Raw genomic sequence first — 15,054 nt, 5'->3', positions numbered from 1 at the left:
GACCTATCTGAACCCGAATGCAACCGCGCTGGTAACCAAGTTTATTTACCTGGTTATCAGCGCGAGTTGCTTACGGACCCTACCTTATGCAACTAGCCATCATTATCAGTAGTGTGCTGGGCCTGCCTGCCCTGCAAGCCCTGGCCGCCCAGGGCGCCGTGGCGAGCGTAGCAGTGCCGCTGCTACCCCAAACCGACGAAGCCGAGCAGCTAGTGCAGACGGCCACCGCTCTGGGCCTGCCCGTAGTGCGCCTGCAGCGCTCCGGCATGGCCGCCGCCCTCACGGAGTGGCTAACGCCGCTGGCTCCCGCGGCCGTGCTGGTGTTTACCTTCCCCTGGCGCATTCCGGCGGCCGTGCTGGAGCTGCCCGCGCACGGTTTTCTCAATTTTCACTTCGCCGCCCTGCCCGGCTACCGCGGCCCCGAGCCGCTGTTCTGGCAAATCCGCAACGGTGAAGCAGCCGGTGCCGTGACGGTACACCGCATGAGCGCCGATTTTGATACTGGGCCGGTGCTGCTGGCCGAGCCGGTGCCCATTGGGCCGGCCGACACGCACGGCCTGCACCGCGCCCGGCTAGCCGCCCAGGCCGCTCCGGTGGCTCTGCGGCTGCTGGCCAGCCTACGTGGCGAAGCCCCCGCGCTGGTGCCCCAGCCCCAGGAGGATGCCAAGGCGCACTACTGGCCCCGCGCCACCCTGGCCGACGTGTGCGTGCGCTGGACCGACTCCTCACCGGCCATCGACCGGCTGGTGCGGGCGGCCAACCCCTGGAACCGCGGCGCCCTGACCACGTTGCGCGGGCAGCCGCTCCGACTACTGGGCGTGACGCCCCACCCGGCAGCCGCCACCGGCCCGGTGCCGCCCGGCACCGTACTTCACGCCGATGCTACCGCCGGCCTGTGGGTGGCCTGCGGAATGGGCGAAGCTCTGCGCCTCGACATGGTGGCCCTCGACGAGGGCTATTTCAGTGGCATGCAGTTGATAGGTCTGGGCATTCAACCTGGCGAGGTGCTGGGAGATTTTTCCGAAATGATTCAGACACAGGCATTACTACCGACAATAAGTCAGTAACTTTGATTTTCACTAGTTCTTCTAGGTTATATGAAACAAAAAATACTTTCGTTTTTACTGATTCTTGCCACCTTCGGAGCCCGGGCCCAGCAGCAAATGCCCGTTGCGGAGACTTTCGAAACAGATGGTGAGAACATTAGCTACACTTCCAACTCATTTTCTACTACTGTCAACGGCCTTCCCGAGTATTTCCTACGGGCAACCGTCGCCCAGGGTAGCAGCTACCCCTCATTTCGGGCAGTGGCGCTGGGCAACCAGCAGGGAACTGGTTTCTGGGTGACAGAAAATACGCGGGGCCAGGCAGGGTTTGCCTACGGCCGCTCCTCCCGGTACGTGTTGCTCAGAGAAATCAATGCTCAGAACTATAAGGACATCGTTGTCAAGGTAGCCTTCGCGGCCCCGCGCGGCGCGGGTTTCACCGGTGCCGCTTCCAATGCCGTGAGAAACACTGATAAGATCAGAATTCAGTATTCTTTCGACGGTGGCGCGTTTGTTACGGCAGGTTTGCTGCTGGGCAACAACAACAGTGGCGGCGGCGTATTTCAGCAGGATATCAGCTCGCCGCTGGACAGCATTCCGGATGCTACGGGCGTTCAGCTGAGTGACCAGTTTCAGGATGTCACCGTCAACATTCCCGCTACCGGCACCACCCTGCGCGTGCGCGTGGTGGTGGATAGCCGGCAGCCGGAGCTGGCCTTCGACAACATCCGGGTGACGGGCACCCTGGAAGTGGCGGCCAAGCCGGTGCTGAGCAACCTGGGCAGTACTGCTGTGAGCTACATTGAGCGCCCCGGCACCCCCGTGCAGCTTACCAATTCCCTGCTGGTTACCTACTCCGACAACTCCGCTACCACGCTTACGGGCGCGACGGTCAAAATCGTCAATTTCCAGGCCCAGGACTTCCTAAACTTTATCAATCAGAACGGCATTTCCGGCTCGTATAACACCGGCAACGGCATTTTGACGATGTCGGGCACAGCCACCCAGGCCACATACCAGGCGGCTCTGCGCTCGATAACGTACTCCAGCACCAACACGACTACCCTCAATGGGGTTACGCGGCAGGTGGAGTTTCAGGCCTACAACGGCACCGCGCTCAGCAATAACCCCTCGCGCAACGTTGCCATCACGCTCACGCTCAATGCCCCAGCGGCGCTGAACTACACCGAGAACTTCGACGCTGACGGGGAGGGCACCCGGTATTTCGGCAACGGCTTCCAGAGCGCCAGCACTACAACAGGCTTTTTCCGCGCGACGACCAACCCGGCCGCCGGCAGTGTAACCACCTTTACCGGCGTAAGCGGCGGCTTCTGGTACGGTGAGGGCACCAACACCACGCCCAACCCAACAACGCCCACCAGCACCTTGCAGCTGGCTCCGGTAAATGCCGCCGGCTACAGCAACCTGCGCTTCACCATTGCGCTGGGCAAAGCTTCAGCCTGGGAGGCCACTGACTATTTCAAGCTGTATTACCGTGCCGACGGCGGAAGCTGGGTGGAGTTCGGTTCCTTCGTGGGCGGCGGTACCGGCGGGGCTCTCACCAACGGAGCCGGCGTATCGCTCAGCACCACGCTACAAGATGTAGTATTCAACCTCCCCGCGGCGGCCGCCGCGGCCAGCCTGGACTTCCGACTGGAGCTGCGCTCCGACGCCGACGAGGAACTGGCCTTCGACAATATCCGGGTGACGGGTGTGCAAGCCCCGACGCTAACGACCAAAACGCCGACCTCCGTGACGGGCAGCAGCGCCGTACTCGGTGGCGACATAACGGCAGACGGCGGCGCGGCGCTGACAGAGCGGGGCGTGGTGTACAGCACCTCCAACACGACACCGACCATCGGCGGTACGGGCGTTACGCAGGATATCAACCCCGCCACCACAAGTAGCTTCTCGGAAACCGTTGCGGGCCTGACGGCCGGCACTACCTATTACGTGCGGGCCTACGCCACCAACTCGGCCGGCACCGGCTACGGCAACGTGCAGACGTTTACAACCCCAACCACAGTGGTATCCATCGTGCGGACTGACGCTAACCCGAATAATAGCGCCAGCGTGCGGTTCACAGTAACGTTTGCCACCCCCGTAACGGGCGTTTCCGTCAACAACTTCGGCTTAACGTTTACCGGCAGCTTCACCACCTTCGGCAGCGTGTCGAGTGTATCGGGCTCGGGCACCACCTACACGGTTACGGTGAATACCGGCGCCGGAGACGGCACCATTAAGCTGAGTATGCTCAACGCTACCGGCATTTCGCCCGGAGTAAGCGGTTTGCCCTTCAACGGCGGTGAGACGTACGACATCGACAAGACGCGCCCCTCGGTGGCCATCAGCAGCTCGGTGGGCGTCTCCGGCAGCACCACCACGACCTCGCCCATTCCGTTTACGGTGACCTTCTCCGAAAACGTGACGGGCTTCGTGGCCGGCGACGTGACGGTGACCAACGGCTCGATTACGGGTGGCGTCGTCAACGGCACCAGCCCCGGCACGATTTACACCTTCACCGTGACGCCGACCACGGCCGGCACGGCTACCACGGTAACCGTTCCCGCCAACGTGGCCCAGGACGCGGCCAGCAACTTCAATACTGCCGCCCCTGCCTCGTACAGCATTACCTACAACCAGCCCAACACCACGGTAGCCTCGGTGACGCGCCTGATGCCTTCGCCCACGGCTACAGCCCAGGTACGCTACCAGGTAGTTTTCGCGAATAGCGTGACGGGCTTGACCCTCAACAACTTCTCGGTGACGAGCACCACCGGTGCCAGCTTGTCCAGTGCCTCGGGCTCGGGCACGACGTATACGGTGACGGTGAATACGGGCACTGGCAACGGCACGCTGACCTTGAACGTGGTCAACGGTACCGGCATCACGCCCACGGTGACCAACGTACCCTACACCAGCGGCGAGCAGTACACCATTGTCAAGAATTTTGGGGCGGCACCGCTACTCACCCTGCGGGGAACCGGCTCGGTCAGCGGCAGCTTCGGTGACGTGACGGCCTTCGTGGACCAAGTGCAAGTAGTACAGAACGGCACGACCACAGCCGTGGCGGGCGGCGTGCAGAACGGCAGCTTCGAAGGCAACAACGTGTCGGCCGCGGCCGGCAGCTTCCTGTACGGCTCTCCCGCCGGGGCTAGTCCCTGGACGCTTGGCAGCCAGACCGGCGTTTCGCGCAACGGCACTACCAACTTCAGCTCGACGGCGGCAGATGGCACGGCGGTGGCCTTCCTGCAAAACGGGGGCGCCAACAGCAGCCTTACGCAAAACCTGGCCGTACCCACGGGCAGCTACCAAGTGAACTTCCAGGCCCGGCAGCGCGGCAACAACGGCCCGAGCGACCAGCTCCTGAACGTGTTCCTCAACGACGGAATCAACGACGTATTTATCGGTGCCATTCAGCCGGGCTCCGCCAACTCCTACGACTCCTTCACCTCGGCCGCGTTCAGCGTGACGGCTCCGGCCCTGACGGCTACCGTGAGCAGCCCGGCCGCTGCCACGGGTGGCACGACCAACACCACCCCGATTCCCTTCGCGGTGGATTTCTCGCAAAGCGTGGGCACCAGCTTCGTGGACACAGACGTGACGGTGACCAACGGCACGATTACCAGCGGCAGCTTCAGCGGCAGCTTCAGCTCGTACTCCTTCACGGTGACGCCCACCACGTTCGGCACGGCCACCACGGTGAGCCTGGCCGCCGGCGTAGCCCAGGACGCCAACAATACCCTGAACGCGGCCAGCAACTCGTATAGCGTCACCTACATCCAGCCCACTACGCCAACCCCGGTGGTGACCATCCCCTCCAACGGCGTCACGACCAACAGCACCCCCACTTCCCTCGGCTCGGCCGTGGTCGGCAGTACGGTACGGGTATACATCGACGGGGTCCAGGTGGGCACGGCCGTCACCCCCAACTCGAGCGGCACCTGGATCCGGACCTTCTCCGGCCTGCCGGCCCTGACCAGCGGCATCCACACGGTGTACGCCACAGCCCAGCTCCCCGGCCAGCTGGTGAGTGCCCCTAGCCCCACCAACACGTTCACGGTGCAGGTACCCGCTACCTATAGCAGCAGCTCGGCCGCGCAGGCCAGCACGGCGCGCGTGGTGGCAGGCAGCACCAACCAGGCCATTCTGCAGGTCGCCATCGTCATTGGCGGCGGGCCGGATGCGCCGATTAGCGCCACCTCGTTTACGTTCACCACCACCGGCAGCACCACCCCGGCCGACATTTCGGCGGCCCGTGTGTACTACACCGGCACCAGTTCCACCTTCGCTGCTACCAACCAGTTTGGCAGCGCCACGGCCAACCCCAACGGCACCTTCACCATTGGGGGCACCCGGCAGCTGGTCAACGGCACGAACTACTTCTGGCTGGTGTACGATGTAGCGACTGGCGCGACGAACGGCAACGTGCTGGACGCCACGGCCCCGAGCTTCACCCTGTTCGACGGCTCGTTCCCGAGCACGCGCAACCCCAGCAACCCGGCCCCAGCCGGCAACCGCCAGATCGTGCGGAGCACCCGCGTGGCGGGCACCGCGCTGCGCTTTACCGGCGATGCCACCCCGGGCTACGTCGATTTCAGCACCAGCACCAACCCAGCGCCGCTGCTGAACACCGGCACGAACGGCGCCTACTCGCAGGTGGCCTGGATTAAGCCCGCCATTGGCACCACCAGCCTGACGTACTACGTGCTGGGCAACGGCACCGGCAACTCCGCCGCTCCCTATATCTACGTGACCGGTAACGGCCGCCTGGGGGCGGGCTTCGGCAACAGCACGGCCGCCTTCAGCGTGCAAACCAGCCCCAATACCGTTTCGGCCGATGAGTGGCACTACGTGGCCGTGACCTACACCGGCGCCACGCTGACGATTTACCTCGACGGGGAGAATGTAGGCAGCGTCAGTGCCAGTGGCACTCCGGCCGCCACCCGCGTCAACTTCATCGGCAACATCGCCGCCTCAGCTACGGGCAACTTCCCCGGCGACATCGACGAGGTTAGCCAGTGGAACCGGGCCCTGGGCCAGATTGAGTTGCGCCGTATGCGCCACCTCACTCTCATCGGCACGGAATTGAGCCTGGTATCGTATATGCAGTTCAACGACGCGGGCACCACGACTCTCGACGTCATTGCCAATGCGGTGGGCACGCTGACGGGCGCCACGCGCGTGACTAGCACCGCTCCGGTGAGTTCCGGCACGTTCAACCTGCAGGTGGTATCAGCCAACACGACCTACACTTTCTCGGGCACCAACGTGAGCATGGCCTTTACGGGCGTGACGGGTAGTTCGGAAACGGTCGTGTTCCGCCTCGATGGTAAGCCACTGGGCAGCCAGCCCGCGGCTACTGGTCTGAACACGACCTACACGCCAGCCTACTGGATTGTGGATAAGTACCTGGGCGGCGCCTTTACCTCGGCTAATGTGACGTACACGCTCAGTCCTACCGACATCAGTGCGGCTGACGCGGCCACGCCGTCGAACCTGAAGCTGTTCAAGCGTGACAGCAACGCCGATGGAGCCTTCGAAGCACCGATTTCGGCTACGGCGGCCAATGCGGCGGCCGGTACGGTGACTTTCCCGGTTACCTCGTTTAGCCAGACCGTTATCGGCACCTTCGGCACCTCGCCGCTGCCCGTGGAGCTGACGGAGTTTACGGCTGAGCGCCAGGGCGACGATGTGCTGCTGCGCTGGGCTACGGCTTCGGAAACCAACAACGACCGGTTTGAGGTGGAAAGCAGCATCGACGGCCGCGTGTTCAAACAGATTGGCCGTGTGGCCGGCCGTGGCACTACTGCCAATGCCACCAGCTACCAGACCACTGACCTGAACGTGGGCCGCTACGCGGCCGGGCAGGTTTATTACCGCCTACGCCAGGTAGATACTGATGGCAGCAGCACTTTCTCTCCCGTTCGCAAGGTGCAGGTAATCATGGCAGAAGGCCTCCAGGCTCAGCTTTACCCTAACCCCTCGCACCCTGCTGAGGCCCTCACGCTACAGGTACGTACGGGTGCCGCTGGCCCAGCCAGCTGGCAGCTCACCGATATGCTGGGCCGCGTGGTGAGCCAGGCAACCAACGTGGAGCTGCCCGCCGGGGTTAGCACGCTGCCGGTATCGGCTACCGAGCTGCCCACCGGGGTGTACCTGCTGAAGCTCCAACAGGGCAAGCACCAAGTCATCCGGAAGCTGGTGCGCGAATAGCCGTTGGCAAACGCACCCCTTCATATTCCACGAAAAAAGCCCCCTGAGTTTCAGGGGGCTTTTTTTATGTCTTTTGCGGAACACAACCAGCTTTACTCCGGCAGCAGGCCGCTACTGACGGCAAACTTAATGAGGGCGGCGGTATTTTTGGCCTGGGTTTTCTCGATGATATTTTGGCGGTGAGTTTCGATGGTACGCTTGCTGGTGAAGAGCTTGTCGGCAATTTCGGCATTGGTGAGCCCCTCGGCAATAAGCTGCAGCACTTCCAGCTCCCGCTTCGACAGCCCCCCGCTGACTTTGACCCCATCGGGAGTTACCTGGTCCGGAATCTGAACCTTGCGCAGTAAACTCAGCCCAATGGCCGTGCACAGAAAAGGCTGGTCGGCGGCCACCGTGTGCAAGGCGTACACCAACTCGCTGCGGCCCGTATTCTTTAAGGCATAGCCGAGGGCACCGGCATCGAGGGCCTGGGCCACGTACCGCTCGTGCTCCAGCATGGAAAGCACGAGCACCCGTACTTGTGGATGCTGTTCGCGCAGGGCAGCCAGTGTGGCAAAGCCATCCATGCCGGGCATGTTCAGATCCAACAGAACCACATCGGCCGGCATGGTCGGCAGCAGGGCCAGCAGCTCTTCCCCATTGCCGGCTTCTCCCACTACTTGCAGGCCTGGCTCGTCGCGCAACAGGGAGCGAATACCGTCACGGATGATGGCATGGTCGTCGGTTAGAATGATCCGGATCATAACAAGCTTGTCGTTAGCTATACTTCAGCCTTTGCGTAAAAGCACTAATAAAAGGAGCTTTCCGCCACCGTTCGTTTTCAGACTGCCAGCAGCGGCGCAGGAAACCGGCACCTTACCTGCTCCCATCCTCACCTCGTGCAGCCTTCCGTGTACCCCAATAGAGTGTACGACAATATTACGCTTTAGGGGCGGCGGTTGGGCAGCAGTCTGGCAAAAGCAGTATTTATTCAAAAGCCGCTCTGGCTTCCTATCTGTTTGCATCTCATCTTGCGTATTAATACGGATAAGAGTTGCCTTCTGCATAGACTGAGGGCATTATTCCAGAACGGTTTCCTGGCTTTAACCCGGCACGGTTTTGATTACTTACTACTTAGAAACACCCTGGCAAAAAGCGTTTTAACGCCCTGGCTGTTTCTTCTAGATCAGGTCCTATCTGCTTTTTCCACTAGTTACCCACCCGTATGATGCGCATTATTCTAGCCGACGACCATACCATTCTACGGGAAGGTATCCGGGCCTTATTGGCGGCCGAGGCCGACTTCGAAGTAGTAGGCGAAGCGGCCAATGGCCACCAGTTGCTGGAGCTGCTGGCCGATACGCCGGCCGACGTAGTGGTGCTCGACCTCACCATGCCCGACCTGGATGGCTTTGCCACGCTGCCCTTGGTGCGCACCCAATACCCGCTGGTGCGGCTGCTCGTGCTGTCGATGCTGGAGCACGAGCGGTACGTGGCCCAGGCCCTCGATGCTGGCGCGGCAGGCTATGTGTTAAAGAATGCAGCCATCAGCGAAATCATTCATGCCATCCGGACGGTGGCCGTGGGGCACCCATTTCTGTGCACCGAAATTGGCTTGGAGCTGCTGCGCAAGCTCACAATAGGTACCGAGAAACAATGGGAAGAAACCAGTGAGCGGCATTCCGAGCTGTCGGGGCGGGAGCTGGAAGTGTTGCAGCTTATTGCCGAGGGGCTCACCAATGCCGAAATTGCCGACAAGCTCTTCACTAGCAAGCGTACCATCGAAACCCACCGCCAAAATATCATCGAGAAAACCCAGGCCAAAAATACCGCCGCCCTCATCAAGTTTGCCGTAAATCAGGGGTTGGTAAAGTAAGGGGCCGCGTTATGGCCCGGGTCAATACTTAATTTTAAAGCATTACTACTTATTCTTTAACCCGTACTAATCCCGCCAGTTTTGGCAGGCACCAGACAAGTTTATGCTAACCGAGGTAACCAGCTAATCTGTAAGCAGTAACGCGAATGCCACTGCACTAACTACTCGGGGCGACGGCATAGCTACAGCAGTTGGGCCGACTATGGAGTGCAACCTGGCAGCAGTTTTTCTCGGATGATAACACAGTGTGTTTTTAACAACTGTGTATGCCCACCCGCAAGAAAAAAGCCTCACCCTCCTCCAGCAACCGTCCGACCTGCCCACCCCCACAGGGCACTCTGATTATAGTGGGGGGCCATGAAAACAAGGGAGAAGCGCCCGAAAAAGGCTCTAACCAGGATAAAAACCTGAATTTCGTTACCGAAGGAATCCTCAAACGCTTCGCGGATGAGTTGAACGGCAACGACCCATTAGTGCTGGTCGTTCCCACGGCTTCCTCCGAGCCCGATGAGGCCGCCCGCGACTACCACGAGGTATTTCACCGGCTGGGCCTGAACAATGTGCGTACGCTCAACATCCAGGAAAGAGCTGATGCTAACCATGAAGAAACCCTGAAACTGGCGGGTGAAGCGGCTGGCTTCTGGTTTACGGGCGGCGACCAGCTGCGCCTGACGGCCATTCTGGGTGGCACCGAGCTGCTACAACTGCTCAAGGAGCGCTACACCTACGAGCCAATTGTCATTGGCGGCACCAGCGCCGGGGCCACCGCCCTTTCCACGCCCATGATCTATGAGGGTCGCAACGACGCGGGCATGCGCAAGGGCGAAATTGCCATTACCACCGGCCTGCAGTTTATGCACGACGTGGCCATCGATACGCACTTCATTGCCCGGGGCCGCATTGCCCGCATGGCCCAGATTATTGCTACCAATCCTACCTGCCTGGGCCTCGGCATTGAGGAAGATACCGCCGTCGTTGTGCGGGAAGGTTTTCGTATCGAGGTTATTGGCAGCGGGCTGGTTACCGTGCTCGAAAGCAACAGCGGCACCTCTACCAACATCTACGACATTCCTCCGGAAACTCCCTTCTCCATTCGCGACCTGCGCCTGCATCTGCTAGGCGCTGGTGAACAATACGAGTTGCCCAACCCACCCGAATTGCACTTGTAGCCCAGCCCGACTGCTGTTTACCTCCCCCCTAAAAACCGGTTTTTATGCAACGCTCTTCCGCTTCTACGCAATCTTCCTGGCTGGGCACAGGTCCGGCGCTGCCCACGTTTGGCCCTCTCACCAAAAACACCCAAACCGATGTGGTCGTCGTGGGCGGCGGTATTGCTGGCCTCACCACGGCCTACTTGCTGCTGCGTGAAGGCAAAAAAGTAATAGTGCTGGAAAGTGGTGAGCTGGGCAGCGGTGAAACCGGCCGCACCACGGCCCACCTCTCCAACGCCCTCGATGACCGCTACACGCGCCTGGAGCATTTATTTGGCGAAAAAGGGTCCCAGCTGGCCGCCGAGAGTCACGGCAGCGCCATCGACCAGATTGAGAAAATAGTGCTGGAGGAGAAAATCGACTGCGACTTCACCCGCCTCGACGGCTACCTGTTTCTGCCCAAAGATGGTAAGCCCAAAGAGCTGGACGACGAGCTGGCTGCCGCCCACCGCGCTGGCCTTACTGGGGTACAGCGCCTGCCCAACTCGCCCACCAAGGGCTTCCAGACCGGCGAATGCCTGGTATTTCCCAATCAGGGCCAGTTTCACATTCTCAAATACCTGCACGGCCTGACCGAAGCCATTGTGCGGCGAAAAGGCCAGATTTTCACCCGCACGCACGTAACCGAGGTGAAAGGTGGGGCCGAAGCCGCCGTAACGGCCGCTACCGGCGCTGTCGTATCGGCTAAAGCCGTAGTAATGGCCACCAACACGCCCGTGAACGACCGGGTGGTGATGCACACCAAGCAGGCCTCTTACCGCACCTACGTCATCGGGGCGCGAGTGCCGAAAGGCTCCGTGACGCTGGCCCTGTACTGGGATACGCCCGACCCCTACCACTATATCCGGCTGCAGGAGGTAAAGGAAGGTCCGCGCGGTGGCACGCCCACCTACGACTTGCTGATAGTAGGCGGCGAAGATCATAAGGTAGGCCAGGGCAGCCCCGAGGAAAGCCTCCGCTGCCTGGAAGAATGGACGCGGGAACATTTCCCCATGATTCAGAGCGTGGACTACCGCTGGTCGGGGCAGGTGCAGGAGCCTGCCGACAGCCTGGGCTATGCCGGGGTGAACCCACTGGATAAAGGAAACGTGTACATCATCACCGGCGACTCGGGCCACGGCATGACGCACGCCACGCTCGGGGCCATGCTTATTACCGACCTCATCAAGGGCCGGCCCAACCCCTGGGCCGAGCTCTACGACCCCGGCCGCGTGACGCTGAAACCGGCCGCGGCCTACGAGTTTGTGCGCGAAAACGTAAACGTGGCCCTGGAGTACACCGAGCTGCTGACCGGCGGCGACGTATCGACGGAAGCCGACATCAAGCCCGGTAGCGGGGCCGTGCTGCGCGACGGAATCACGAAGGTGGCCGTGTACCGCGACGAACAGGGCCAGACGCATAAATGCTCGGCCATTTGCCCCCACCTGGGCTGCGTGGTGCATTGGAACGGACTGGAAAACAGCTGGGACTGTCCCTGCCACGGCTCCCGCTTCGACGCGCTGGGCAAGCTGCTCATCGGCCCGGCCAACACCGACCTGGCCCCCATGCAGGAACCAGCGGGCTAAGCCCGTGGGCCCGGGCGGCGCGGCAGTATTTCCGTATAAACCCGGTCCTGCAAAACGGTATTTACCGCCTATTCTGGCCTATTAAGCCCTGGTATCTTTGTCTTGTTCGTCGGCTCGCCCAGTGAAAAAGGCTGAGCCAACGCCGGATGTCAAACTACCATGGTAATGGGCCTGGATATTTTCAAACTGTCGCAGCCCACTGTGTTCGTCGTCAGTCTGCGGGGCAACTGTGAAGGGGAGCAAGGCGCTCAGCAACTCATTAACCTGCTGCGGGAAGCTCTGCAAAAACGTGTGACCCAGCTTTGGATTCTCTGCCAGGAGCTGACGCAGCTCGACTTTCGGGCCCAGCAGACCTTGCTACGCTACCTCCCGTTTCTGCAGCAAGCTGGGGTTAAGCTCACGCTCTGTGGCCTGCAGCCCCAGCTACGACAGCAGTTGGAGTCTACGGGGCTGGCAACGCTCATATCCCTGCAGCCTGCTGAGGCCTATAACGGCCCCCAGCCTATTCTGCGCTGAGTGGCGCCCTGACCTCATAGGCGTAGCTTCTGCTTACAACACACCCGCTAGGCCGCTGATGCTGAGCGCCACTACCGCCGTATTGAAGCCAAACGACAGAATACCGTGGAGCAATGCCAGACGTCGCAGCAGCCGGCCGCTGATGCTCACGTCGGCCGTTTGGGCCGTCATGCCCACCACGAAGGAAAAGTAGGCAAAGTCGAGGTAGTCGGGCTGGCCGGCACCGGGAAACTCCAGGCCGCCGCTGCCGCCGTCGGTTGTGGCATCGTAGTAGATGTGGGCGTAGCGGAGCGTAAAAACGGTGTGTACCAACAGCCACGCCACTACCACCGCTGCTATGGCCAGTCCCACGTGCAGATGCATTGCGGAGCGGCTGCCGTCATGTACCGAGCTTAGCAGCAGCAGCACGGCCAGCAGGCTTCCCAGCGCCGCCACTACCAGAAAGACGAAGGAAAGTGTGCGACTGGCATCTTCCTGCCGCGCCGTCTGGCGAATATGGTCCACATCGGCCGTCGTAATGGCGGCCCAGATCAGCAGCAGCGACGAAAGCCCGAAAGCATCCCAGGCGGCTACTACGCGGGCCGCGGCCGGGTCGTCGAAACCCGGCATAACCCACACCGCCCCACCCAGCCCCAGCGCAATGAGCAGACGCGGTCCGGCCCCAAGCCGGCCGATACGGTGAACAAGACGAAAAATGGATGACGGCATAGAGCTGAGCAGTCATCAAAAGTGCGCAATAAAGCTGGGGTTTCACCGCTAGCCCGCCGCAGCCACTAAGAATTCAGCCGGTCCTGAGTTCACTAAAAGCCGCTCCGGGTGGGGCGGCTTTTTTTGTGGCAGAACGACAATTTCACACTTTTACTGCATTCCTCCCCAGCCAGATGGTGAAGGCCGTGGTGCTAGCCGGCGTGGTTTCGAGGCTGAAGGTGAAATCGTGCTGGAGCAGGATGTCGCGAATCATGGTGAGGCCGATGCCCTGCCCGTCGCGCTTGGTGCTAAAGAAGGGTGTAAACAGCCGGCGCTGCACCTCGGGCGCGATGCCCACCCCGTCGTCTTCGATGCGCAGCATGGGCGGATCAAGGCTGGTGCTGATGGTCAGGTTGCCATCTTCGCCGATGGATTCCAGGGCGTTTTTCACGATGTTGAGTACGGCTTGCTCGATCTGCTGGCAATCCAGCTCCACCCACAGCGGCTCGGGGGCTAAGTGCCAATGCCAGGCAATGCGGCGCTTTTCGCTCTGCACCAGCATGAGGCGGTGAATGGAGCGCACCAAATCGTGCACGTCGCAGGGGCGGCGCGTGGGGGCCGGCAGCCGCACTAGGTTGGCGAAGTTGGCAATGAAGTTGGCCAGGTGCGTATTGCGGTTGATAGACACCTCTAGCGCCTCCGAGAAGTCGGTCCGGTCGTCGGGGCGCAGCTGCTCGGTGTAGTAGCTGAAGCTCTGCAGGATGGAGTTGATGGCTCCGATGGAGTTGTTGATTTCGTGCGACATCATCCGGATCAACTTCTCGTAGGCCTGCTTTTCCTGCCGGATCAGGTCCTGGGTCAGCTCTTCGAGCATGATGAAGTTGCGGGTGAAGCCCCGGTCGAGGAAGTGGGAGCAATGGGCCCGGTACGTCTGAATGCCCGAGAGCTGTACCACCTGGGGCTGGCCGGCCTGCAGGCTGCTCAGGGTCAGGCCCCACTCGCCGGGCAGTTCGGCGGGCAGTTGCCGCAGCAGCTGGGCCTGGGGCAGGTGCAGGCACCGCTCGGCGGCGGGGTTGGCGGCCTCGATGCGGCCGTCGAAATCGAGGAGCAGGATACCGGCCGGCGAGGCCTGAATGAGGCGCTCCAGCAGGTAGCTTTTCTCGTGCTGGGTCACACGTTCCTGCCGCAGCTCGTCAATCATGTGGTTGTAGACGTCGATGAGCTGGTCCATTTCGCGCTGGCCCACGGGCACAAACTTCATGGAGAAATCCTTGGCCCGAATGGCCTCCGTGCCCGCCGCAATCAGTTGAAACGGCCGCACGAAGCCCCGGTAGAGCTGCACGGTGAGCACAATGGAAATGACCAGCACCACTTCCGTAGCCACGAACAGCACGGCGTTGGAGCGCATGACCTGCGCGGCCAGGGCAATGAGCACGCCGTGAATGATGACAACGAAGAGCAGAAACTTGACGCGTAAGGTCATGGATGGGAAGAAACGAGAGATACAAAACTAGTTCCCCTCCTTTTTTCAAGGAGGGGCTAGGGGTGGTTGGCTAGAGCTACAGCATCCGACCTCGATTTAAATGCCGCTTCAATACCGGCCACAACCCCATCCAACTGTTCCAACACCAGCTTATTCTCGAACCGCAACACCCGCAACCCTACCCCATTCAGGTAAGCCGTGCGCTCCACATCGTTGGCCTCGCCGCTCACCGTGAAATGTCCCGCGCCATCCAGCTCTACCACCAGCTTCTCGGCCGGGCAGTAGAAGTCAACGATGTACGCCCCAATGCCGTGCTGGCGGCGGAACTTGCGCCCGGCCAATTGACTGCGCTGCAAGGCCCGCCAGAGGGTTGCTTCCGCTTCGGTAAGGTGGTTGCGGAGTTCCTGGCGACTGGCTTTCTGGTGCGGGTGGTTGTAGATGGAGTCGGACATAGCGGATAGGTGTATTCGGTTCA

At 61.1% G+C, this 15,054-nt stretch carries 10 protein-coding genes; 6 read left to right on the top strand and 4 right to left on the bottom strand.

Translation table 11 applies throughout. The features are described 5' to 3' along the window. Positions 1-86 precede the first annotated feature (86 nt). Complete coding sequence (locus LGH74_RS02345) at positions 87-1,067, top strand: methionyl-tRNA formyltransferase (protein WP_226171344.1); 981 nt, start codon at positions 87-89, stop codon at positions 1,065-1,067. A 30-nt stretch (positions 1,068-1,097) separates the two neighbouring features. Further along, entirely contained in the window at positions 1,098-7,262 is a 6,165-nt protein-coding gene (locus LGH74_RS02340) for a LamG-like jellyroll fold domain-containing protein (protein ID WP_226171341.1), read from the top strand. A gap of 92 nt (positions 7,263-7,354) precedes the next feature. Here the strand turns inward: LGH74_RS02340 and LGH74_RS02335 are convergent, their stop codons facing one another. Beyond that, the gene (locus tag LGH74_RS02335) at positions 7,355-8,005 is read right to left on the bottom strand and encodes a response regulator (RefSeq protein WP_226171338.1); all 651 of its coding nucleotides are present in this window, start codon (positions 8,003-8,005) and stop codon (positions 7,355-7,357) included. Between the two features lie 461 nt (positions 8,006-8,466). Between LGH74_RS02335 and LGH74_RS02330 the strand changes: the two genes are divergently transcribed. The 4 genes from LGH74_RS02330 to LGH74_RS02315 all read left to right on the top strand — a co-directional run bounded on the left by LGH74_RS02330 (position 8,467) and on the right by LGH74_RS02315 (position 12,409). Next, on the top strand, positions 8,467-9,117 hold the full coding sequence (locus LGH74_RS02330) for a response regulator (protein WP_226171335.1): 651 nt from the start codon (positions 8,467-8,469) through the stop codon (positions 9,115-9,117). 266 nt (positions 9,118-9,383) lie between these two features. Then, positions 9,384-10,286, top strand: a complete 903-nt coding sequence (locus LGH74_RS02325) for a cyanophycinase (protein WP_226171332.1) — start codon at positions 9,384-9,386, stop codon at positions 10,284-10,286. A gap of 44 nt (positions 10,287-10,330) precedes the next feature. Next, positions 10,331-11,893, top strand: a complete 1,563-nt coding sequence (locus LGH74_RS02320) for an FAD-dependent oxidoreductase (RefSeq protein ID WP_226171329.1) — start codon at positions 10,331-10,333, stop codon at positions 11,891-11,893. Positions 11,894-12,058: 165 nt separating this feature from the next. Continuing rightward, positions 12,059-12,409: an STAS domain-containing protein gene (locus LGH74_RS02315; protein WP_226171327.1), complete on the top strand. Its 351-nt coding sequence runs from the start codon at positions 12,059-12,061 to the stop codon at positions 12,407-12,409. A 33-nt stretch (positions 12,410-12,442) separates the two neighbouring features. Here LGH74_RS02315 and LGH74_RS02310 read toward each other — a convergent pair whose 3' ends face one another. The 3 genes from LGH74_RS02310 to LGH74_RS02300 all read right to left on the bottom strand — a co-directional run bounded on the left by LGH74_RS02310 (position 12,443) and on the right by LGH74_RS02300 (position 15,031). Then, positions 12,443-13,117 (bottom strand): DUF1345 domain-containing protein, encoded by a 675-nt coding sequence (locus tag LGH74_RS02310; protein WP_226171324.1) that lies wholly within the window; start codon positions 13,115-13,117, stop codon positions 12,443-12,445. A 142-nt stretch (positions 13,118-13,259) separates the two neighbouring features. After that, entirely contained in the window at positions 13,260-14,579 is a 1,320-nt protein-coding gene (locus LGH74_RS02305) for a sensor histidine kinase (RefSeq protein ID WP_226171322.1), read from the bottom strand. Positions 14,580-14,635: 56 nt separating this feature from the next. Then, positions 14,636-15,031 (bottom strand): endonuclease domain-containing protein, encoded by a 396-nt coding sequence (locus tag LGH74_RS02300; protein ID WP_226171320.1) that lies wholly within the window; start codon positions 15,029-15,031, stop codon positions 14,636-14,638. Positions 15,032-15,054 lie beyond the last annotated feature (23 nt).

Origin of the sequence: Hymenobacter lucidus, assembly GCF_020447265.1 — a bacterium.
Classification (GTDB): domain Bacteria; phylum Bacteroidota; class Bacteroidia; order Cytophagales; family Hymenobacteraceae; genus Hymenobacter; species Hymenobacter lucidus.
Note: the sequence above shows the minus strand (reverse complement) of the source record. Positions and strands in the feature narration are given on the sequence as shown.

Excerpts from the sequence above, each read along its gene's own strand:
- LGH74_RS02345 (WP_226171344.1), top strand. The coding sequence starts at position 87 with ATGCAACTAGCCATCATTATCAGTAGTGTGCTGGGCCTGCCTGCCCTG.
- LGH74_RS02340 (WP_226171341.1), top strand. The coding sequence starts at position 1,098 with ATGAAACAAAAAATACTTTCGTTTTTACTGATTCTTGCCACCTTCGGA.
- LGH74_RS02335 (WP_226171338.1), bottom strand. The coding sequence starts at position 8,005 with ATGATCCGGATCATTCTAACCGACGACCATGCCATCATCCGTGACGGT.
- LGH74_RS02330 (WP_226171335.1), top strand. The coding sequence starts at position 8,467 with ATGATGCGCATTATTCTAGCCGACGACCATACCATTCTACGGGAAGGT.
- LGH74_RS02325 (WP_226171332.1), top strand. The coding sequence starts at position 9,384 with ATGCCCACCCGCAAGAAAAAAGCCTCACCCTCCTCCAGCAACCGTCCG.
- LGH74_RS02320 (WP_226171329.1), top strand. The coding sequence starts at position 10,331 with ATGCAACGCTCTTCCGCTTCTACGCAATCTTCCTGGCTGGGCACAGGT.
- LGH74_RS02315 (WP_226171327.1), top strand. The coding sequence starts at position 12,059 with ATGGGCCTGGATATTTTCAAACTGTCGCAGCCCACTGTGTTCGTCGTC.
- LGH74_RS02310 (WP_226171324.1), bottom strand. The coding sequence starts at position 13,117 with ATGCCGTCATCCATTTTTCGTCTTGTTCACCGTATCGGCCGGCTTGGG.
- LGH74_RS02305 (WP_226171322.1), bottom strand. The coding sequence starts at position 14,579 with ATGACCTTACGCGTCAAGTTTCTGCTCTTCGTTGTCATCATTCACGGC.
- LGH74_RS02300 (WP_226171320.1), bottom strand. The coding sequence starts at position 15,031 with ATGTCCGACTCCATCTACAACCACCCGCACCAGAAAGCCAGTCGCCAG.